Here is a 19,587-nt window from a genome sequence, read left to right on the forward strand (position 1 = left end):
ATGCGCATCTCGCTGATCATTCCAACCCGCAACGCGTCCAGTCATTTGACGCGACTGCTGCCCGCGCTGCAGATGCAGACTCTGCAACCGGACGAGATGCTGGTAGTCGACAGCGCGTCCAGCGATGACACCGTGGCGCGCTTTCGCGAATTTGGCGCGCGGGTCGAGGTTATCGACGCACGCGACTTCAACCACGGTGGCACACGGCGCTGGGCCAGTGAACACACGAGCGGTGACGCACTGATCGTGATGACTCAGGACGCAATCCCGGCCGACCCCGAGACCTTCGCCAACCTGCTCGAAGAATTGCAACAAGACCCACTCAACGGCGTGGCCTACGGCCGGCAATTGCCGCACCCTGGCGCTGGCGTGCTGGGAGCGCAGTCACGCCACTTCAATTACCCCGCCCAGAGCCGCACCAAGAGCCTTGCCGACGCTGCGCAGTTGGGGATTAAAACCTGCTTCAGCTCCGACTCGTTTTCAGTCTACCGGCGCAGCGCCCTGCAGGCCGTGGGTGGCTTCCCCGCCGATGTGATCGGCAGTGAGGATGCCTACGTCGCGGCGCGCATGCTGCTTGATGGCTACAAGGTGCGCTACGCCGCCACGGCGCGGGTGTACCACTCCCACGATTACCGACTCATGGATGAGTTTCACCGCTACTTCGACATTGGCGTGTTCTACGGTCGCGAGCCGTGGATTCGCCAAGCCTTTGGCGATGCCGGCGGTGAAGGTAAACGCTATGTACAGGCTGAACTCGCAGCGTTGCGCGCAGCCGGTGCATTGCACCGCGTACCCGAAGTACTGGTGCGCAGCGCGTTCAAATTGCTCGGCTATCGGCTGGGCCATCTGGAACGCCGCCTACCCCTCGCCCTAAAGCGGCGCATCAGCATGTTTCCCGGTTATTGGAGGTGAGCATCATGACCTACAGGAAGTCCCCCTTGATGAAAAGAACTATGCTCGTCCTGGCCATGATGGCACTGGCCGCCTGCAATACCCCTGCACGTATCGTCCCCCCCGACGGCAAGACGGTCGAGGACGGCAAGCGCGCCCTCGACCAGCTTGCGCAACTGCCGCCGGCGGTAGAGCGTATCCGCATCGGCGATCAGTTGCGCATTGTGCGCGATGCCGGTGAGATGCCAACGCTGTCGGCGTTCAACGTCAGCACCATCTATGAGCTGACGCTGTACACCGTGCAAACCGATGGCAAGATCAACTACCCGTTCTTGGGCCCGATCCAGGTAGCCCGTCGCACGCCAGCCGAGGTGGCGAACGAGCTGAGCAACAAGCTTGCGCCGGTGTATCGCGAGCCACGGGTGACGGTGAACATCAACCAGGCACCGGGCAACTCGATCATCGTCGGCGGTGCGGTAAACAACCCGACCACGGTGCCGATCGCCTCGGCCAACACCCTGGAACAAGCCATCGTCGGCGCCGGCGGGGTGAACCCGGCGGGCAACGCCAGCATGGTCGCACTGTTGCGCGAAGATACCCAAGGCACCTACCGCGCTTACTTCCTGGACTTCAGCCAATACCTCAAGACCGGCCCCAACGGGCGTAAACAAGTGCCGCTGCAGCGGGGAGATGTGGTGTTCGTGCCCAAATCCAACGTGGGCGAGCGCATCCAGGGCGTAGATACCTACTTGAACCAGTTGATCCCATTCACCAAGTCGATCGGGGTTGGCTACAACTACACCCGAACCAGCGGCGGCAGTAACTAAAGGAGCGACATCCCATGATCGAGATCCGTTCTTTTCGCGATCTTCTGCGCTTGTTCTTCATCTTCCGGCACGAGTTCAAGCTGGCGGCCATCGCGGCGCTGGTGATCATTCTGCTGGGGGCCTTTTTACTACCAGCCAAATACGAGTCCACCGCACGCTTGCTGGTCAAGCCGGGGCGCGATTCGACGCTGCCCATTGAGATCAGCAACCGCCAGGCGCTGGTCATGCCGAGCACTCAACGCGACCCGATTGTCGATGAGGAACGCCTGCTGACCGGTCGCCCTATCGTGCGGGCGGTGGCCGAGCATTACCTGGAAGTCATCGACAAAATGCCGCCACCGGAAGGCCTCTGGAAGCGCACCAAGTACTACGTCAAAAGTGGTATCGGCGCAGTGTTCGACGGTGTGCGCGTGGTGCTGGAAACCGTGGGCATCATTGAACAGACCACACCCGTGGAGCGCCTGGCCGCCAGCCTGGAGAAAAACTTCGACGTCAGCCACGCGGCCGGTTCCACCGTCATGGACATCAGCTTCAAGTGGAGCGACCCGGAAATCGCCCAGGCGGTGGTCAAAAGCTGGGTCGAGACCTACATCAACGAACGCACCCAGGCCCTGGGACGCAAGAGCCTGTATGCCTTCTATGAAGGCCAGGTAGCCAACAGCGCTACCGAAATCAAGAGCTACAAGGAGCAGATTCTTGCCCACTTGAACCAGATCGGCGCGGCAAGCATCACCGATCGCCTGGAGGATTTGTCCGAGCGCATCAACGTGCTGCGTGGCGAAACCTTCAATACCACGCGCTTGATTGCCTCGTCCGACAGCGCCCTGGAGAGCACCCGCACTCAGCTCAAGACCCAACCCAAGGAAGTGACCACGGTACGCCAGATTGCGCTGAACCCGCAGCAGCAGGACTTGCGTCGCCTGCTCAACCAGAAGTTGCTGGAAAAGGCCGACATGATGCGCACCTACACCGACAATGCGCCGCCGGTCAAAGCCCTGGATGCGTCGATCCGCGCCATGCAGGCCCAGGTCGCGAATGAAAGCAACACCGTGCAAAGCTCGGAAAACCGTGCGCCGAACACCCTGGAGATCCACTTGCAGCGCGTGCTGCTCGATGAGTCCAGCAACAACTCGGCACTGCGTACACAACTGGTGCAACAGCAGAAACAACTGGTGAACCTCGAGGCGCAACGCAAGGAAGCCCTGGAGATTGAACCGGAGCTGGCGCGCCTGTCCCGTGAACTGAGTGCCACCGAGCGTAACTATGCGCTGTATGTCGATAACCTGGAAAAATCGCGCATCGACCGTGAGCTGGATAACAGCCAGATCAGCAACATCGCGGTGATTGAGGAGGCCACCCTGAACCCTGGCCGAATCTTCCCTAAAACCCTGTTGATGTTGTTGTTGGCGATCCCGTTTTCCATCGTGGTCGGCTTGCTGGTGATCTACCTGTGCTACCTGCTCGACCAGCGCATCCATGACGGTGGCTTGGTGGAACGCAAGTTCGGCCTGCCGCTGTGGACCACCCTGCCAGAACTGGATACCAGTACCGCACAAGGCACCAACGCATTCAACGCGAGCATCTACCGGCTCTACGGTCTGCTGCAGTTGGACCGTATCACTGAACGCGGCCTGACCCTCGGGTTGACCTCCGCGCGCCATGGTGAAGGGGTGACGTTCGTAGTGGAACAGTTGCGCCAGTTGCTTCAGGAAAACGGCATTACTGTGCGTGTCGGCGGTGCGGCCCCGGCGGCGCCGGGCGAAGTGGTACTGCTGGATGCCTCGGCGCTGCTGGACAACCGCGATGCCTTCGTCAATCTGCGTCGCGCCGACCTGATCGCCCTGGTGGTGGAGGCGCAGAAAAGCACGGTCCCGGTGGTGGAGCATGCGCTGTCGATCCTCAATACCGCATTCGGCAAAGTGGACGGCATCATCATCAACCGGCGTAAATTCGAAGTGCCGGCCAAGGTGCTGCAGACCATCGCCAAATATCGGGGGGCGTTCTGATGCGCATCGCCCTGCTCGCGCCTTTGCCGCCGGAAAAAAATGGGATCGCCGACTACGCGAACCATTTCAAGACGGCACTGGAGCAGCTGGGCGTGACGGTGGCGACACCGTTGAGCGGCGTCGAGGGCACCAGCATCGCGATCAAGCAGGCCATCGGTGCATTCGACTGGCAGAGCGTGGACCTGGTCCACGCCGAGCTGGGCGGCGGCCGGCTGGGGGAGTTCCTGGCGTTGCGCGAGTTGCGCAAGGCCTATCCCAACCTGCCGCTGACGGCCACCGTGCATGACCCCGAGCGCATGGTATGGCGGCGCGAGCAACTGCCCTTCCCGCTCAATCTGTTGGAGCGCTTGCCCAGCCCGTTGCCGCAAGCGGCGGTGGTGCTGGCAGACCCGCTGACCCTGCGTGAAGAGCGGCAGGTGGCCCGCGGCCTCACAAGACTGATCACCCTCACCCGCCTGGGCGCCGATTGCCTCAGCCAACGCATGCAATTGCCCGCAGGTAAAGTGGCGGTGATCAACCATGCCAACCTGGCGATTGCGGCGGTGGCGCTGCCGCCCCTGGATACGCTGCACCTGCTGTATTTCGGCTTTATCTACCGGGGCAAAGGCATTGAAGACCTGTTACAGGCCCTGGCCGCAGTTTTCCAGCAAGCCCCCCAATTGCGTGACCGTGTGCGCCTGACCCTGGCCGGTGGCACTGCCGCCGAAATGGCGTTTGGGGCGGGCGGCAATTACCTTGAACAATTGAACCGCCAGATAGCCGACCTTGGCCTGTCTGGCTCCATCGACTGGCGGCTGAACCTGCCGGCCAGCGAGATTGCGCAGACGATACAGGCGCACCACGTGATGGTGCTGCCGTATCGCGAATCGAAAAAACTCGGCCTGCTGGGTCGCCAGCGCGGCACCAGCGGCGCGTTGTCCTGGGCCGCCGCGTGCGGGCGCGGGGCGATTACTTCGGATGCACGGGCATTTGCCGAAGAGGTTGCCAGCGGAAACGGCGCAATCTATCCCCAAGGCGACGTCGCCGCGTTGAGCGCGCAACTACTGCGCCTGGCGCAGACCCCGACGCTGGCCAGGGACTGGGCCGAACGCGCCGCGCACATTGGCGGCCAACGCCTGTGGCCACTGACCGCACGGCAGTTCAAGCAGCTTTTTGAGCAAGCGATTGCGGGGGCCCCTTATGGTGCGTAAACGTACGTACTTGGCCACGCTTGCACTGGTGGCGGTCATGGGCGTTACCGTCTTTATCTGGGGGCGCCCGGCCGATGCCGAGAGCCATGTGCTCAAGGGCAACAAGGTGCTGGTGTGGAAGGATTTCCTGGGAGTGAACGCGCAGTTCCTGTGGTTCAGCCCCCAGCGTTACCAGATGCAGATCGACCGTCTCAAGGACCTGGGCTTGCAGTGGGTACGCCTGGACCTGCATTGGGATCGGTTGGAGCCGGTGGCTGATCAGTACCAGGTGGCCACGCTGGACGAACTGGTGGCCAAGTTGCAGGACAACCAGCTCAAGTCGGTCTTCTACCTGGTGGGTTCGGCGCCCTTCATCACCACAGCGCCCGTGGGTGCGCCGTATCAGGACCAGTACCCGCCCAAGGACCCGAATGTGTTCGCGATCCGCATGGCGCTGTTGGCCCAACGTTATCCCAGCGTTGATGCCTGGCAGGTTTGGAATGAACCGAATCTGCTCGGCTTCTGGCGCCCCGTGGCCGACCCGGCCGGCTACGCCGCCCTGCTGAAAAGCAGCGCCGCGGCCCTGCGTGCGGTCAACCCGAATAAACCAGTGGTGGCGGCTGGCCTGGCGTTTTTCAGCGAGATGCCCAACGGCCAGACCATGCTCGACGCCTTCGATGCCCTCGGCGTGCCCAGCCTGAACACCGTGATGTCCTATCACCCTTACACCCAGTTGCCCGAAGGAAACGACCCCGCCAACCTGGACTTCGTCGCCAAGACAACTGCGCTCAACCAGAAACTGCGCAGCAATGGCGTCAAGACGCTGTGGAGCACCGAATGGGGCTGGTCAGCGTACACGGGGCCCAAGGAAGTCCAGGACATCATTACCCTGCAAGGCCAGGCCGACTATGTGCTCCGCCGCCTGGCCCTGATGAGCGCGATGGATTTCGACAAGATCTTCCTGTTTACCTTGAGCGACCTCGACCAGCGCGCCAGCGTGCGCGACCGTGCCTACGGCTTGCTCGACCTCGATGCCAAGCCAAAACCGGTCTATACCGCACTGAAGCATTTTCTCGACGTCAGCGGACCGCAATTGACGCCTGGCGACCCACCCGCCGCCGATCAACTGCCCGAGGGCCTGTTCAGCATCGGATGGACCCGCGCCGATGGTCGCAAGCTGTGGTTCTTCTGGTCGGCAAAAGGCGGTAATGCGCACCTGCCGGACCTCGCCAACGCCACCCTGTATGACCCGCTGCGCGGCACGCAAACCCCAGTGAGCGGCACCAACGGCTTGACCGTTGTGGTCAAGCCGAACCTGCAAATTCTGTTATGGGATTGAAACCCGTCATGCGCATTTTATGGATCCTGCCCTACTCACCCTGGCCCGCCACCAGCGGCGGCAAGACGCGTCAGTTCCACCTGCTGCGCAGCCTGGCGGCCCGGGGGCATCGGATCACCTTGCTACTGCATGACAAACACCCGGTATCGCTGACCGATCGCCAGGTACTGGAAGCCTTTCTCGAGCAATTGATCATCTTGCCCCGCCGCCCACTGCGCAGCGTGAAGACCCTGGTGGCCGGACTCTTTGCACCCTACCCCTTGCTGGCCAGCGTGAATGGGCTGTCGGGGGCGTTGCAGGACCGATTCAACCAACTGCTCAATGAGCACTGGGATGTGGTGCAAATAGAACACAGCTACAGCTTCCAGCCGTATGAAGACGCCCTGGTGCGCAAGTCCCAGCCCTTCGTGCTCACCGAACACAACGTGGAATCGGCCCTGGGCGCGGCCACCTATGACCGCCTGCCGAGCTGGGCGCTGCCGTTCATTCGCTACGATCAATGGCGCTATATGCGCTGGGAACGCCGGGTAATGCGCCAGGCTACCCAGGTGGTAGCAGTAACCGACAGCGATGCACAGGTGATGCAAGGCATCGCCGGCAAACCGGTGCCGGTGGTGGTCAATGGCGTGGACTGCGACCACTTTGCCGCTGCACACCCAGATCCATCGACACGCCGTGTACTGTTTCTCGGGAACTATGAGTACGCGCCCAATGTGGACGCGATCGAGTGGGCCCTGGATGAAATCCTGCCCAAAGTCTGGGAGCGCTGCCCGGATGCGCGCATGAGCGTGTGCGGTTTCGGCATGCCCGAAGGCTGGCGCGAGCGCTGGCAGGACCCCCGCATTGAGTGGCAAGGCTTCGTGCCGAACCTGCTGAGCCTGCAATCGAGTTGTTCAGTGTTCCTGGCACCGTTGCGCCATGGCGGCGGCTCCAAGCTCAAAGTGCTGGAAGCGCTGGCGGCCGGCCTGCCCCTGGCCAGCACCGAGCAGGGCGTGTCGGGCCTGGACCTGGTCGACGGCTTGGACTACCTCGCAGGGCAAACCGCCGCTGACCTGGCGAATGCTGTAGTACGCCTGCTGCAATTCCCCGCGGCCGCAGCGCCCATGGGCGAAGCCGGGCGCGCCTATGTGCGGCGCGCCCATGACTGGAGCGTGGCCGCCAGCCAATTGGAGCAGGTGTACGCCAGCCTGTCGCCGCTCACTCAAAAGGAGCCTGTATGCGTGTAGGCCTGGATTACCGCACCGTCGGCACCTCGCCGCAATCGGGTATCAGCCGCCAGGTGTATGCCCTGGAAAGCGCCTTGCGTGCCTTGCCGGGTATCGAATTGGAACGGTTTACCGTGGCCCCGCTCGGCGACCAGACACGCTTGCAGGCCCACTGCCCGACCTGGGGTTGCGCGAAGACGGCGATGCATCAGCCACAGAATCGCCTGCGTTTCGAAGCCGGCTTTTTACCCCGGGCCCTGCGCGAACAACAGATTGACCTGTACATCAGCACCTTCAATATGGGCTTGCCATTACCACCCAAGCCCAAGGGGCTGCGCACTGTGGTACTGCTGCACGACCTGTTCCAGATCACTTTGGACAACTACCACGCCAATCGCCTCAAGGCCCTGGTCTACAAGACCAGCGACCGGCTGTCGATTGCCTATGCGGTGCGCAGCGCCGACCGCGTGTGGACACCCTCGCAATACAGTGCCGATGAAACCGTACGCCTGTTTCCCCAGGCGGCGGGCAAGGTGCGTGTGCTGCCCAATCAGGTGGATGGGTTCAATGAGCCGGCAGCAGACCTGTCTGATCGCCACTTACCCGAAGCCTTCTGGCTACTGGTGGGTACTCGCGAGTTGCGCAAGAACGTACCCTTTCTGGTGAAGGCCTGGCAGCAGGCGCGGCAGCAATCACCCGCTGTACCGGAATTGGTGCTGGTGGGCAGCCTTGAGCATTTGCCCGAAGCACTGCGCGGGCTACCGGGAATTCGCGCACTCAGTGGTGTCACCGATGCCCAACTGCAGGCGTTGTACCGCCAGGCGTCGCGTGTGTGGCAGCCCTCCTACGCGGAAGGGTTTGGTTTACCGGTGATTGAAGCGCTGAGCGTCGGCACACCTGTGGCCGTGGCCAGCGGTACCTCGCTGGATGAAATCACCCCGCCGTCGGCGCCGCGGTTTTCCCCGACCGATGGCCCGGCGTTGGTGCAACTGATGCTGAGCCTGGGCGAGCGCAGCGACGAGTCTTCTGCAGAACAACGCAAGCAATGGGCCGAACGCTACAACCCAAACGCCTATCGTCGGCGCCTGGCCGAACTGATCGAGGAACTGAAATGAGACTCTCCCTGGCAAGCCTCGTCGCCATCCTCTTCGGCGTGCTGTTTGGTGCAGCCGCCCTGGCGCTGTCACCGGCCAAGGCCTTTCTCGCTGTGATGGGTGTTGCGGCAGCCGTGACCATCCTGCGCTTTCCCTTCTGGGGCTTGTTGCTGTTTGCCCTGGTCGCGACCTTCATGCCCTACTCCACCCTCAACCTGGGCATCCGCAGCACGGTAAGCGAAGCCATCCTGGCGCTGACCTGGGGTGCCGTGCTGTGGCACAGCTTCCTGTCACGCCTGCCCGATGCACCGCGCCTGGCACGCCGGCCCACCGACCAGATGCTGCTGTGGCTGATGCTGTTCAGCGTGTTCCCGTTTATCGTTGGCCAGGTGAGCATCCACGCCGAAAGCAGCGGCGTAGCCAACTGGCTGCGCTGGTTGTTGAACCTGTCGGGGGTGTTCCTGGCCGCCAAGCTGCTGGTGGACTATAAACGCCGCGAAAGCCTGGTGATCGCCTTGCTGCTGGGCACTCTGGCGATGCTGGTGATGTCGATCGCCGTGTTCGTGCGCACGCGCTCCGGGGCAGGGATTGCGCCGATTCTCGCCCTTCTCAACTACGGCAACTTCGACATGTTGAAATTCGGCCTGGAAGCCATGTCGTCGCGTATGGGTTCACCGTGGATGCACCCGAATGCCATCGGCGGGATCATGGCGCTGTTGCTGCCCCTGGCGTTCTGTTACGGCATGACCGAACAAGGTTTCAAACGTGCGCTGGGCCTTGGCGTGGCGTGCCTGGGAGCGGCGGCGTTGCTGTTGGCCAGCAGCCGTGGCGCGATGGTCAGCCTGGCGCTGGTACTGATGTGGATGGCCACCCGCCGCGTGCCTTACACCGGACGCTTGTTGATGATCGGCGCGGCGTTGACCGTGGCCTTGGTAATGGCCTATCCACCGCTGCAGGAACGCCTGGCGACGATCTTTTCGTCGAGCAACGCCAGCACCGAAGTTCGTTTTGATGAATACCGCATGTTCCCCCAGGCCATGGTGGCGTATCCGTTCGGCATTGGCTTCAAGGTTGACCCTCCGGTACCGGGCACACACTTGCTGGGGATCTCCAACCTGTGGCTGAACTTTATCTACAAGACCGGCATCGTCGGCATGCTGCTCTTTATAGCCGTTACGGTGCGTTGGTGGCGTGAAGCCAGGCCGGAAAAAGGCCCGATCCGCCTGACCAAGGACAATGCCCTGTGGCTGGGCAGCACGGCAGGAATTCTGTCGGCGCTGGTCAGTGGGTTATTTGACCACTACTTCAGTTTTGCCGTCGTGATGGTCGCGCTGTTCTGGCTGATGGTTGGGATCAATGTGCTGGAAGCACGGCGCTTGTTCCCAGCGCGCCTGCCACAGGTCAAGACTGTGGTTGTTCGCAAGCCGCTGCTTGATGGCACGCGCCCCTGATGCTCGGTTCTGCCGTATGGCTGACGCTGGCGACCCTGCTCGGCCTGTGCCTGGGGTTCGCACGCGAATGGTTACTGGTGGCGGCCTGGGGCGCGGGGGAGCGCAGTGATGCGTTCTTGATCGCACTGTTCTTGCCCGAGGCGCTGCGAATGTCACTGGCCGGTGGCGTGTTGAGCGCCGCCGCGTTGCCGCTCTACTTGCAGCGCAAGGACAGCGAGCGCCTCGATTGGCTGGCCGTGTTGTTCCCGGCATTGCTGTTGGTTGCCCTGCTGGTCAGTCTGCTGCTGATGCTGTCAGCCCCCTGGCTGGTGCAGGTACTGGGCCCGGGGCTGGCGACCAGTGCCACCGCCCTGGCCGCCAGCAATTTGCAGGTCGTGGCCTGGTGCGTGCCAGGCTTGATGCTGCATGCACTGTTCAGTATTCCCTTGCAGGCCAGCGAGCGTTTTGTGCTGGCAGGGCTCGGCTCGTTGTTGTTCAACCTGCCGCCGGTGGCCTATCTCGCGTTGGCCGGCACGGCCAGTCAACCCCATAGCCTCGCCTTGGCCTGTCTCACCGGTAGCCTGTTGATGCCTTTGGCGTTGTTGCCGTCGATTTGGCGTCAGGGCTGGCGGCCGTGGCGCATGCAGCTGACGGTTGCCCCCCTGCGGGAGTTGGGCCAGCGTATAGGCCCGCTGTTACTGAGCAACGGCGCCAGCCAGGGCTTGGCTTTGATAGAACGCCTGGTGGCGTCGCTGCTGGGGGAAGGTGCGGTGACCTGGGTCAACCTGGCCCGCAAGCTGATGAACCTGCCGCTGATTGCGCTGATGAGCCTCAACCAGGTGCTGCTGGGCATGATGAGCCGCCGTCAGGGCGATGAACGCCTGGCCCTGCTCAAGCGCGGCCTGGAAACCGCCAGTGTGCTGACGCTGCCGGCCGGCGTCGGCCTGGTGGCGGCGGCGCCCAGTCTGGTGGCGTTGCTGCTGCCCAAGCAATCGGTTGATTCGCCTCTGCCACTGTTACTGGCATGGTTTGCCGTGCCCTTGGTGTTTGGCGCATGGAACGCCCTGCTGGCGCGCTATGCGTATGCCGCGGGCGATACGCGCCAGCCGCTGCGCTGTGAATTATTGGGCAGCTTGGTCAACGTGCTGTTGCTCTGCGTACTGCCGTTTGCATTTGGCCTGGCCGGTATTCCGTTGGCGGCGTTGGCTGGGGTGATCTGCACCGCGCTGCTGCTGATGCAGCGCCAGGGGCTGCTCACGGCACTACCTTGGGCGCGGCACTGGCTGCTCGGCACGTTGATGCTGGGGCTGGCGGCGCTGGTGTTGTTCGGGTTGCAAGACGTATGGCTGCAATTGGGGTTGAGTACCCTGGCAGGTGCTTTGGTGTTGCTGGGCATGGGGCTGTGGCTTAGGCCGTGGCGCAAGGCGTGAATGATCGTTCGGGAAGACTTAGATGAAACATCGCTGGATTCAAATGGATATCGCCAAGGGCATTGGTATCCTGATTATTGTGTATGGCCACAGCTGGTTCGTCGCCACCTCGCTGGACTTGATGTACCCGATCCTGGCGTCGTTCGTGCTGCCGTTGTTCTTTTTCCTGTCAGGGGTGTTCTTCAAGCCCGAGCAACCGTTCGTGGAGATGGCGGTGCGCAAGGCCGATGGCCTGCTCAAGCCGTTTTTTTTCACCATGCTGCTGTACGTGATCGTACGTGACGTACTGCGGGGGCAACCGCTGCTGCCGGATATAGGCGGCGTGCTGTATGCCTCGGTGGACACTATCCCATGGCAAGCGCTGTGGTTCTTGCCGCACTTCTGGGTGGCGATTCTATTCAGCTGGCTGATGCTGCGGCTGATCCAGCGCTTGAAGCTGCCCCTGGTGGCCGCCTGCATGCTGATCGGCGTGCAACTGTTGCTAGGCATCTGGACGCTGCAATGGTTCTGGCAGATACCGGTGAGCGTCGGTGACCACACCTGGACGCTGCCCGGCCTGCCCTTCAGCCTCGACGTCACGCTGATCAGCAGCACCTACTTCATCTATGGCTACCTGCTGCGCGATTGGCTGCGCCGGCATGAAGGTTCGTTGCTGACCCTGTTGATCTCGGTGGTGCTGTTCGCCGCCGTGTTCATTTACAGCCACGACACCATGGACTTGGCCCAGCGACGCTACGACCACTGGCTGTGGACCAGCCTGCTGGCAGTGATCGGCGTGTACATTTGCTGGGCGCTGGCGCGGGTGTTGATGGTGTCGGCGCTGCTCACCCGAGTGATGACCTATATCGGCCAGTCCACCCTGATTCTGTTGATCTTTCATGGCGAAATCCAGCACAAGACGTTTGACCTGATGGAGCGCCTGGGCCTGCATCCGTTCATGGCGGCATGTGTAGGTTTGGTGGTGGCACTGTTGGTGCCGTTGCTGATAGGGGAAGTGATCAAGCGGGTGGCGTTCTTGCGGTTTTTCTATTTTCCGTTTCCGGTGCGCAAAGCGCCTAAACCGTAAAAGCACTACAGGACTAATGAGGAAGCGGGCTTGCTTGCCACAACAAGCCAGCTCCCACATGGGCCATGTAGTTCAATCATCAAGTTGCTGAGGCGCCGACTTGCTGACGGGTTTGCCAGGTTTGGCCCCCTTGGCCGGCGCAGCAGGCGCGGCAGGCTCAGGTTCTGCCACGGCAGCTGCTTCTTTTTCTGCCATCGGCATCTGGTCGATGGCGCTGAAGAATTCCTTCAGGTCGAGGCTGTCCGGCGGCACGGTTTTTTCGAGTTTCTTCTCGCCGTCCTTGCCGACCAGAATCACTTTGGTGCCGCTGCCGACGCCGAGCTTGAGGGCACGGATCAGTGCGTTGGTTTCAGGCGGCGTGAGCTTTTTGCTGTCTTTGGGATCCTTGGCGAACTTCTCCCCTTCGGCACCAATGCTGCCGAACTTCACGGTGTAGAACACCATGCTGCGCTCTTCGAAGGCCTGCTTAGTGGCAGTCTCTTCCAGTTGTTTCTTCAGCGTTGCCAGTGTCGGGTTTCCAGCATCAAGCTCCACGACCACCAGGGGGCGCGTCTTGCCCAATTCCTGCTTGAGCGGATTATCATCAGCGGCCAACAACGGCCCCGTAAAAGCCATCAAGGTAGCCAGGGTCAGCGACCGGATGAGCATGCGCACCTCCTTTGAATTCCATGCAGGGTTCTTGAGTTTCATGTCTGCGACAGCCAAATTCAAGGATGATTCCTACACCACTCTGAGAAGAGTAGGTCAGGAAGCCCGCTACGCAAGGGCTTGGACAGTGGCTCGGTCATTGTTTCTTCCGGTTACGAGACCTTCCACTGCGGCCAATGCCGGGCAAAAACGGGGGCCACGACAGGGTCAGCGTCTACCCGCTCCAGGCTCTGCGCAAAGCCCGGCGCCAGGTTGCCGAGCACCTCACGCGCGTCGTCCCAACGCGACACCGCCGCCGCCATGATGCCCAGTGCATTCGGCGCGTTGCCCGGGGTAAACAGCTGGCCGGCAAACTGATCGGCAAACACGACCCAAGCCTGGTGCAGGTAGCGCCGTGTGCCGCTGACCAGTTGCGCTTGTTGCGCCTCATCGGCATTGCCCAACCAGCGTTGCGGGTAATCGATGATGCCGATCGCCGAATAGCAGTTGGCGGCGATATACAGCAAGCCGCGCAGGATCTGCGTACGATCGCCAGCCAGCAATTCGGCCTTGGGATACTCCAGGCCCAAGTGGATCAGGATCGCGGCGCTTTCGGTCAGTACCTGGCCATTTGGAGTGACCAGGGTGGGGATCTGCTTGAGTGGATTGATACGTGCAAGCGCGTCGCTACCCTCGCCGTCCTGCCAGGAACTGGCCTGCACGCGATGCCACGGCACTGCGCAGCGCTGCAGGGCGATTTCGATCATGCAGGATCCGGATTCGTCGGTGCCATAAAGGGTGTACATGGGCGTTTCCTCCTGAGCGATGGGCAATATCGAGCCTGTGGTCGATTACCTAGAATAGCCCCATCTGCCCGCCTACCAGGGTACCGAAATCGTCATTCACGAACGGCAGGATTGCGTCAGCCACGGGCTGCAATTGGCGCGTGACGTAGTGGTCGTAATCGATGGGTGCCCGCCGCACTTCCAGCGGTTCCGGGCCGTTGACACTGATCACGTAGCTGATCCAGCCACCCCGCTGGTACTGACGCGGGCGGCCCAGGCGATCGTTGTACTCGTCTGCCAGGCGCGCGGCGCGTACGTGGGGCGGGACGTTGCGTTCGTAGTCGTGCAAGGGCCGGCGCAGGCGTTTGCGGTAGATCAACAACTCATCGAATTCGCCGCTCAAGGTACGCCGCACATAGTCGCGTATGTAGTCTTGATGGGGTTGGCGATGGAAGATGCGTTGGTAGAGTTCCTGCTGGAATTGCCGGGCCAGGAGCGACCAGTCGCTGCGCACGGTTTCCAGGCCTTTGTAGACCATTTCTTCGCTGCCATCTTCGCGCACGACCAGGCCGGCATAGCGCTTTTTGCTGCCCTCCTCGGCGCCACGAATGGTCGGCATCAGGAAGCGACTGAAGTGGGTTTCGTATTGCAGTTCCAGGGCGCTTTGCAGGCCGTACTCGTTGCTCAGGTGCGCGCGCCACCAGTCGTTGACGTGCTGCACCAGCGCCAGGCCGATGCGATTGGCGTCCTGCGCAGAGTGCGCGCTGCCCAGCCAGACGAAGGTGGAGTCGGTGTCGCCGTAAATCACCTCGTACCCTTGGGCCTCAACCAGGGCGCGGGTCTGGCGCATGATCTGATGCCCACGCAGGGTAATCGAGGACGCCAGCCGGGTGTCGAAGAACCGGCAGCCGCTGGAGCCGAGCACACCGTAAAAGGCGTTCATGATGATCTTCAGTGCCTGGGACAACGGCGCATTGCGCTCGCGCTTGGCCTCTTCGCGGCCTTCGGACACCCGCGTGACGATGGACGGCAGGCAATGCCGGGTGCGGGAGAAGCGCGCTCCGCGAAAGCCTTCCACCGAATCGCTGTCGTCGGGATGCTTGAGGCCTTCGATCAAGCCCACCGGGTCGATGAGGAAGCTGCGGATGATCGACGGGTAAAGGCTTTTGTAGTCCAGCACCAGCACCAGCACCGACTCATAGAGGCCTGGGCGCGAGTCCATGACAAAACCGCCGGGGCTGGCTTGGGGCGGTTTGTCGCCCAGGTTCGGTGCTACAAAACCCTGGCGGTGCATCAACGGCATGTACAGGTGGGTGAAGGCGGCCACGGAGCCGCCGTTACGGTCGGCCGGCAACCCGGTGACGCTGGCACGTTCCAGCAGGAACTTGAGCAGCTCGGTCTTCTCGAAAATCCGCGTGACCAGTTCGCAGTCCTTGAGGTTGTAGCGCGCGAGGGCAGGCTTGTCCTCGGCAAACATGCGGTTGATTTCGTCCATGCGCTGGTACGGCGTGGAGATGTCCTTGCCTTCGCCGAGCAGGGTTTGTGCAACGTTTTCCAGGCTGAAGGATTCAAAACTCCAAGTGGCCGAACGCAGCGCTTCGATACCGTCGATGATCAGTCTTCCTGCCGCCGCCGCAAAGTAGTGATTGCGGCTGCCGTGTTCGCGCCAGGCCATTGATTCCCCGCCACGTCCCAGCAACAGCGGCACGTTCAGGCGTTGGGCGTGTTCGTGGAGTACGCGCAGGTCGAACTGCACCACGTTCCAGCCGATGATCGCGTCGGGGTCAAAAGTGGCCAGCCATTGGTTGAGGTGTTCGATCAGTTGAGCGCGGGTGTCGCAATAGTCGAGCTTGAAATCCACGGCGTCGGTTTTGTTCGGCGGGCCGAGCATGTACACCTGGCGTTCGCCACAGCCTTCAAGAGCGATGGAGTAGAGATCGCCCTGGGCGGTGGTCTCGATGTCCAGAGACACCAGCTTCAAGGGAGGACGGTAGTCGGGGGCGGGCTTCATTTGCGCGTCGAGCAAGGTGCCGCTTGCATCAGCGGTGCCACCGAACCAGACAGGAGCGGTGATAAAACGCTCCATCATGTAGCGCTCCGGAGGGCGCACGTCACCTTCGTAGACATCGACCCCGGCAGCGCGCAGGCGCTTCTCGATGTCCATCAACTGGCGGTGCTGGCAGGCGTAGAGGCCCAGAACCGGGCGGTGATGAAAGTCGCATAGCTGCAAGGGGCGCAACTCGAGATCGCGCTCCCCCTTGAGCAGCCAATCGAGTGGCTTGCGATGGGCCTCTGGGATGAAAACCACCGAGGTCTGCACGGGTAGGCGAATGCACCTTGGCCCTTGGTCGGTGGCTAGCCAGAAGCTGACCTCCGTACCCGCCGGGGTATCGCGCCAATGCCGGGTCAGGACAAAACCCTGCTGTAGATCCACCGTACCGCACCTCAGGAATCGCTTTCAGGGCGTGATTCTACTCGGCATCCGTGCAAACGCCACCACCGACCGCTATGTGCATGAAGGCCAGCAAATCAAGAAAAGGCATCGAGCTGAACGTGCTTTGTGAGCCCGTCAGCGGCCTGTCTGCCTAGGGGAGTGAAGACTGCCCTCCGGTGTGCGCCATCACCTTGTTGGGGGCTTGCTCAGATAATTTTCGATATTGCCCATTTGCTCATCCCAGCCACGGGAGTTCATTTTGAAGGCTTTCTGACGCCGCGCTTCGGGCACCTTGTCAAAACCGGACTCAACGACCCGCAACAGAATGCCTGGAGCGCGATCTTCAATCGTGAACTCCACCAGCGTCGGCTCCTCTTTGTCGTAGTCGACGCCCTCTTCCACTGCAAAAGGATGCCACCAGAAGGAAAACAGCGTTTGGGGCAGGATACGTTCGATCCGGGCCTTCCATACGACATGTTCATAACCTGGATAGGTAATCGGCGCTTCGATGGTTTCCCCAGCCACAAAAGTTTTACCCTTAAGCGCGATACCGAACCAGTGTCCAAATTGCTCGGCCTGCGTGAGAGCCTCCCAGACCTGTTTACGTGACGCATTGAGTAGGACTTTACGTTCGATGCGATCTAATACGTGCATAAGTCACCTCCTTCATTGAACAGTAGGCGACATCAATCAATGCGCAACCTTGCGTTGTGCGCGATGATGATGACCCCCTCCTTGCCTGGCCATAGGTTATGACTGACCCACTGAATGGAAGTTGCTTGTGCAAAGGCGTGCGCTACCAAGTGGACAGCCTGGACATGCCCATCAGCCACTGCCACTGCGAAAGCTGTCGCAAGGCACACGCGGCAGCATTTGTTGCCACGGCCGGGGTGATGCGTGAGCATTTTCGCTGGACGCAGGGTGAAGAGCTGCTGTCGTCATTTGAATCTTCACCGGGCAAATTCAGACATTTCTGCTCGCGCTGCGGCTCACATCTGATCGCTGAACGTGGGCATCAGCCTCACGTGATCGTGCGGGTGGCGACGCTGGATGATGATCCGGGCGTCAGGCCCACCTCGCATATCTGGACGGCCCATGAAGTACCGTGGCTGGCCTATGACGGCGTAGCACGCTGGGATGAGTGGGAGGTTTGAGTCAAACCCTTGGATCGCCGGGCGCCTTGGCCGGCGCTGCATATTGCGGCTTGAGATGGCCTTCCTGGTCGAGCAGCCAGGCATCCATGATCTGTCGCACCACAGGCCCGGCTACACGGCCGCCGGCCTCACCGTTTTCGATCATGACTGAAATCACGATTTTCGGATGTTCGGCCGGCGCGAAACCGACGAACAAGGCGTTATCGCGATGCCGCTCCAACGTCTTGTTACGGTTGTAGCGCTCACCCTGCTTGATCGCCACCACCTGGGCGGTACCACTCTTGCCGGCGATGCGGTATTGCGCGCCTTGCGCTGCCGCTCGGGCGATACCGCGGGGATCGTGCATCACCAATTGCATGCCATGGTTGACCTGTTCCCAGTCACGCGGGTCCTTGAGGATCACGTTGGGCATTGGGTGCTCATCCACCGGTGGCACACCATTGATTGTCTTGGCCAGGTGCGGTCGGTTCCATACGCCTTTGTTGGCGATCAATGCAGTGGCCTGGGCCAATTGCAGAGGTGTTACTTGCATGTAGCCTTGACCAATGCCGAGGATCACGGTTTCGCCTGGGAACCACGGCTGGCGTCGGGTTGCACGCTTCCAGGCCTGGGATGGCATTAAGCCGGCAGACTCTTCGAACATATCCAGGGACACTTTCTGACCCAGGCCGAACTCGGCCAGATAGTCGTGCAGGCGATCGATCCCGAGTTTATGGGCCAGATCGTAGAAGTAAGTGTCGTTGGAACGCATGATGGCCGCATCCATGTCCACCCAGCCGTCACCACTGTGGTTCCAGTTTCGGTATTTATGGTCAAAGTCTGGCAACTGATAGTAACCCGGGTCGAACACTCGGGTTTGTGGAGTAACAACGCCACTGTCGAGACCGGCGATGGCCACTTCCGGCTTGATGGTTGAGCCCGGCGCATAAAGCCCGCGTAACACGCGGTTGAACAGCGGTCGGTCAATGGAGTCGTGTAGCGCAGCGTACTCCTTGAAGCTAATGCCTGTGACAAACAGGTTCGGATCGAAACTCGGTTTACTGACCATAGCCAGTACTTCACCGGTCTGCGGGTCCAGGGCGACCACCGAACCACGACGGTCACCCAAGGCCTCTTCGGCAGCTTCCTGTAGCTTGACGTCAAGGCTCAGGACGATGTTTTTGCCAGGGATCGGATCGGTGTGCTTGAGCACGCGCAGCACACGGCCCTGTGCGTTGGTCTCTACCTCTTCATAACCGACATGGCCATGCAGTTCAGACTCGTAAAAACGCTCGATTCCGGTTTTGCCGATAGATTGGGTACCGCGGTACTCCACCGAATCAAGGGTCTTGGATTCCTTTTCGTTAATACGACCGACGTAGCCAATGGAATGGGCAAAGTGCGCGCCCAGGGGGTAGTGGCGAACGAATTGTGGTTCCACGTCCACCCCAGGTAGACGGAACTCGTTGACGGCCAAAACGGCGATCTGCTCTTCGGTCAACTTGTAGAACAACGTGACGGGAACAAACGGGTGGCGGGCCTGCTTGAGCGCCTTATCAAACACCGCACGGTCTTCGGCTGGCAGATGCAGCAGATTGACGATTTCGTCCAGTTCACCCTTGAGGTCGGCTGTGCGCTCACGGGTGATGGTCAAGTTGTAACTCGGGCGGTTGTCGGCCAGGACTACACCATTACGGTCATAGATCAAGCCGCGAGTCGGTGTGATGGGCAGTACGTGGACCCGGTTGTTTTCCGAAATTGTTGAGTGGTAGTCGTACTGCACGACTTGCAAAAAATACATACGCCCCACCAAGGCGCACGTGATCCCAATTACCAGCAATGCGCAGGCAAACAAACGTTTGTTGACCAAACGGTTTTCTTTTTCGTGATCTTTGATAGGTATTGGTTCAGGCATTTCTACAGCATCTCGTTGGAAAAGGTCGACGCCGCATCCTGCGGATAAAGATCAATCCTTGTGAAAATGTGCTGCACCATAGCAAAAATGCAGAAACACTTTGTATCGAATTCCCTCAACGGCAGCTTATTTAATGTTGCTGAAAGCGCCGGAATTTTCGAGCGCCCAAAACAAAACCCCAACTGCTTTCGCAATTGGGGTTTCGGAATTTAATCTTGACGATGACCTACTCTCAC

The 19,587-nt window shown here is 60.9% G+C and carries 16 protein-coding genes; 11 read left to right on the forward strand and 5 right to left on the reverse strand.

Annotated features, from left to right (window positions below; translation table 11 throughout):
• From AC1RAC_RS25125 to AC1RAC_RS25170, 10 genes are read left to right on the forward strand one after another with little or no spacing between them, the layout of a single operon-like run.
• Complete coding sequence (locus AC1RAC_RS25125) at positions 1 to 912, forward strand: glycosyltransferase family 2 protein (protein ID WP_252950283.1); 912 nt, start codon at positions 1 to 3, stop codon at positions 910 to 912.
• A 29-nt stretch (positions 913 to 941) separates the two neighbouring features.
• Positions 942 to 1,718, forward strand: a complete 777-nt coding sequence (locus tag AC1RAC_RS25130; protein ID WP_034125835.1) for a polysaccharide biosynthesis/export family protein — start codon at positions 942 to 944, stop codon at positions 1,716 to 1,718.
• A 14-nt stretch (positions 1,719 to 1,732) separates the two neighbouring features.
• Positions 1,733 to 3,724, forward strand: coding sequence for a GumC family protein (locus AC1RAC_RS25135; RefSeq protein ID WP_034125836.1), 1,992 nt, complete (start codon positions 1,733 to 1,735; stop codon positions 3,722 to 3,724).
• Complete coding sequence (locus AC1RAC_RS25140) at positions 3,724 to 4,914, forward strand: glycosyltransferase (RefSeq protein WP_054898214.1); 1,191 nt, start codon at positions 3,724 to 3,726, stop codon at positions 4,912 to 4,914. Before AC1RAC_RS25135 ends, AC1RAC_RS25140 begins: the two co-directional genes overlap by 1 nt.
• Positions 4,904 to 6,232, forward strand: coding sequence for a cellulase family glycosylhydrolase (locus AC1RAC_RS25145; protein ID WP_236282523.1), 1,329 nt, complete (start codon positions 4,904 to 4,906; stop codon positions 6,230 to 6,232). The genes AC1RAC_RS25140 and AC1RAC_RS25145 overlap by 11 nt, the downstream gene beginning before the upstream one ends.
• 8 nt (positions 6,233 to 6,240) lie before the next feature.
• Positions 6,241 to 7,458 carry a glycosyltransferase family 4 protein gene (locus AC1RAC_RS25150; RefSeq protein WP_205548218.1) on the forward strand — a complete coding sequence of 406 codons (1,218 nt, stop codon included), beginning with the start codon at positions 6,241 to 6,243 and terminating at the stop codon, positions 7,456 to 7,458.
• Positions 7,449 to 8,552, forward strand: coding sequence for a glycosyltransferase family 4 protein (locus tag AC1RAC_RS25155; RefSeq protein WP_089042743.1), 1,104 nt, complete (start codon positions 7,449 to 7,451; stop codon positions 8,550 to 8,552). The genes AC1RAC_RS25150 and AC1RAC_RS25155 overlap by 10 nt, the downstream gene beginning before the upstream one ends.
• A complete protein-coding gene (locus tag AC1RAC_RS25160; RefSeq protein ID WP_492617078.1) occupies positions 8,549 to 9,982 on the forward strand; it encodes an O-antigen ligase family protein in 1,434 nt (477 codons plus the stop codon). The genes AC1RAC_RS25155 and AC1RAC_RS25160 overlap by 4 nt, the downstream gene beginning before the upstream one ends.
• Positions 9,982 to 11,391 (forward strand): lipid II flippase MurJ, encoded by a 1,410-nt coding sequence (locus tag AC1RAC_RS25165; RefSeq protein ID WP_057976592.1) that lies wholly within the window; start codon positions 9,982 to 9,984, stop codon positions 11,389 to 11,391. Before AC1RAC_RS25160 ends, AC1RAC_RS25165 begins: the two co-directional genes overlap by 1 nt.
• Positions 11,392 to 11,413: 22 nt before the next feature.
• The gene (locus AC1RAC_RS25170) at positions 11,414 to 12,457 is read left to right on the forward strand and encodes an acyltransferase family protein (protein WP_054922231.1); all 1,044 of its coding nucleotides are present in this window, start codon (positions 11,414 to 11,416) and stop codon (positions 12,455 to 12,457) included.
• 72 nt (positions 12,458 to 12,529) lie between these two features.
• On the opposite strand, the gene AC1RAC_RS25175 is transcribed toward AC1RAC_RS25170, so the two are convergent.
• The 4 genes from AC1RAC_RS25175 to AC1RAC_RS25190 form a co-directional block, all read right to left on the reverse strand.
• Complete coding sequence (locus tag AC1RAC_RS25175) at positions 12,530 to 13,105, reverse strand: DUF4174 domain-containing protein (RefSeq protein ID WP_314551534.1); 576 nt, start codon at positions 13,103 to 13,105, stop codon at positions 12,530 to 12,532.
• Positions 13,106 to 13,257: 152 nt separating this feature from the next.
• A complete protein-coding gene (locus tag AC1RAC_RS25180) occupies positions 13,258 to 13,890 on the reverse strand; it encodes a glutathione S-transferase family protein (RefSeq protein ID WP_057976587.1) in 633 nt (210 codons plus the stop codon).
• A gap of 49 nt (positions 13,891 to 13,939) precedes the next feature.
• Positions 13,940 to 16,303 carry a DNA polymerase II gene (locus AC1RAC_RS25185; protein WP_492617079.1) on the reverse strand — a complete coding sequence of 788 codons (2,364 nt, stop codon included), beginning with the start codon at positions 16,301 to 16,303 and terminating at the stop codon, positions 13,940 to 13,942.
• A gap of 186 nt (positions 16,304 to 16,489) precedes the next feature.
• Complete coding sequence (locus AC1RAC_RS25190) at positions 16,490 to 16,957, reverse strand: SRPBCC family protein (protein WP_054922225.1); 468 nt, start codon at positions 16,955 to 16,957, stop codon at positions 16,490 to 16,492.
• A 98-nt stretch (positions 16,958 to 17,055) separates the two neighbouring features.
• Between AC1RAC_RS25190 and AC1RAC_RS25195 the strand changes: the two genes are divergently transcribed.
• Positions 17,056 to 17,457, forward strand: coding sequence for a GFA family protein (locus AC1RAC_RS25195; RefSeq protein ID WP_054898206.1), 402 nt, complete (start codon positions 17,056 to 17,058; stop codon positions 17,455 to 17,457).
• A 1-nt stretch (position 17,458) separates the two neighbouring features.
• On the opposite strand, the gene mrdA is transcribed toward AC1RAC_RS25195, so the two are convergent.
• Positions 17,459 to 19,351 carry a penicillin-binding protein 2 gene (gene mrdA / locus AC1RAC_RS25200; RefSeq protein ID WP_492617080.1) on the reverse strand — a complete coding sequence of 631 codons (1,893 nt, stop codon included), beginning with the start codon at positions 19,349 to 19,351 and terminating at the stop codon, positions 17,459 to 17,461.
• Between the last annotated feature and the right edge of the window lie 236 nt (positions 19,352 to 19,587).

Source organism: Pseudomonas sp. GW823-FHT02F05, assembly GCF_058797315.1.

What these genes read in the sequence shown, in the direction of transcription:
- AC1RAC_RS25160 (WP_492617078.1), top strand. Translation starts at nt 8,549, where the DNA reads ATGAGACTCTCCCTGGCAAGCCTCGTCGCCATCCTCTTCGGCGTGCTG.
- AC1RAC_RS25180 (WP_057976587.1), bottom strand. Translation starts at nt 13,890, where the DNA reads ATGTACACCCTTTATGGCACCGACGAATCCGGATCCTGCATGATCGAA.
- AC1RAC_RS25175 (WP_314551534.1), bottom strand. Translation starts at nt 13,105, where the DNA reads ATGCTCATCCGGTCGCTGACCCTGGCTACCTTGATGGCTTTTACGGGG.
- AC1RAC_RS25165 (WP_057976592.1), top strand. Translation starts at nt 9,982, where the DNA reads ATGCTCGGTTCTGCCGTATGGCTGACGCTGGCGACCCTGCTCGGCCTG.
- mrdA (WP_492617080.1), bottom strand. Translation starts at nt 19,351, where the DNA reads ATGCCTGAACCAATACCTATCAAAGATCACGAAAAAGAAAACCGTTTG.
- AC1RAC_RS25195 (WP_054898206.1), top strand. Translation starts at nt 17,056, where the DNA reads ATGACTGACCCACTGAATGGAAGTTGCTTGTGCAAAGGCGTGCGCTAC.
- AC1RAC_RS25125 (WP_252950283.1), top strand. Translation starts at nt 1, where the DNA reads ATGCGCATCTCGCTGATCATTCCAACCCGCAACGCGTCCAGTCATTTG.
- AC1RAC_RS25155 (WP_089042743.1), top strand. Translation starts at nt 7,449, where the DNA reads ATGCGTGTAGGCCTGGATTACCGCACCGTCGGCACCTCGCCGCAATCG.
- AC1RAC_RS25190 (WP_054922225.1), bottom strand. Translation starts at nt 16,957, where the DNA reads ATGCACGTATTAGATCGCATCGAACGTAAAGTCCTACTCAATGCGTCA.
- AC1RAC_RS25170 (WP_054922231.1), top strand. Translation starts at nt 11,414, where the DNA reads ATGAAACATCGCTGGATTCAAATGGATATCGCCAAGGGCATTGGTATC.
- AC1RAC_RS25150 (WP_205548218.1), top strand. Translation starts at nt 6,241, where the DNA reads ATGCGCATTTTATGGATCCTGCCCTACTCACCCTGGCCCGCCACCAGC.
- AC1RAC_RS25130 (WP_034125835.1), top strand. Translation starts at nt 942, where the DNA reads ATGAAAAGAACTATGCTCGTCCTGGCCATGATGGCACTGGCCGCCTGC.
- AC1RAC_RS25135 (WP_034125836.1), top strand. Translation starts at nt 1,733, where the DNA reads ATGATCGAGATCCGTTCTTTTCGCGATCTTCTGCGCTTGTTCTTCATC.
- AC1RAC_RS25145 (WP_236282523.1), top strand. Translation starts at nt 4,904, where the DNA reads ATGGTGCGTAAACGTACGTACTTGGCCACGCTTGCACTGGTGGCGGTC.
- AC1RAC_RS25140 (WP_054898214.1), top strand. Translation starts at nt 3,724, where the DNA reads ATGCGCATCGCCCTGCTCGCGCCTTTGCCGCCGGAAAAAAATGGGATC.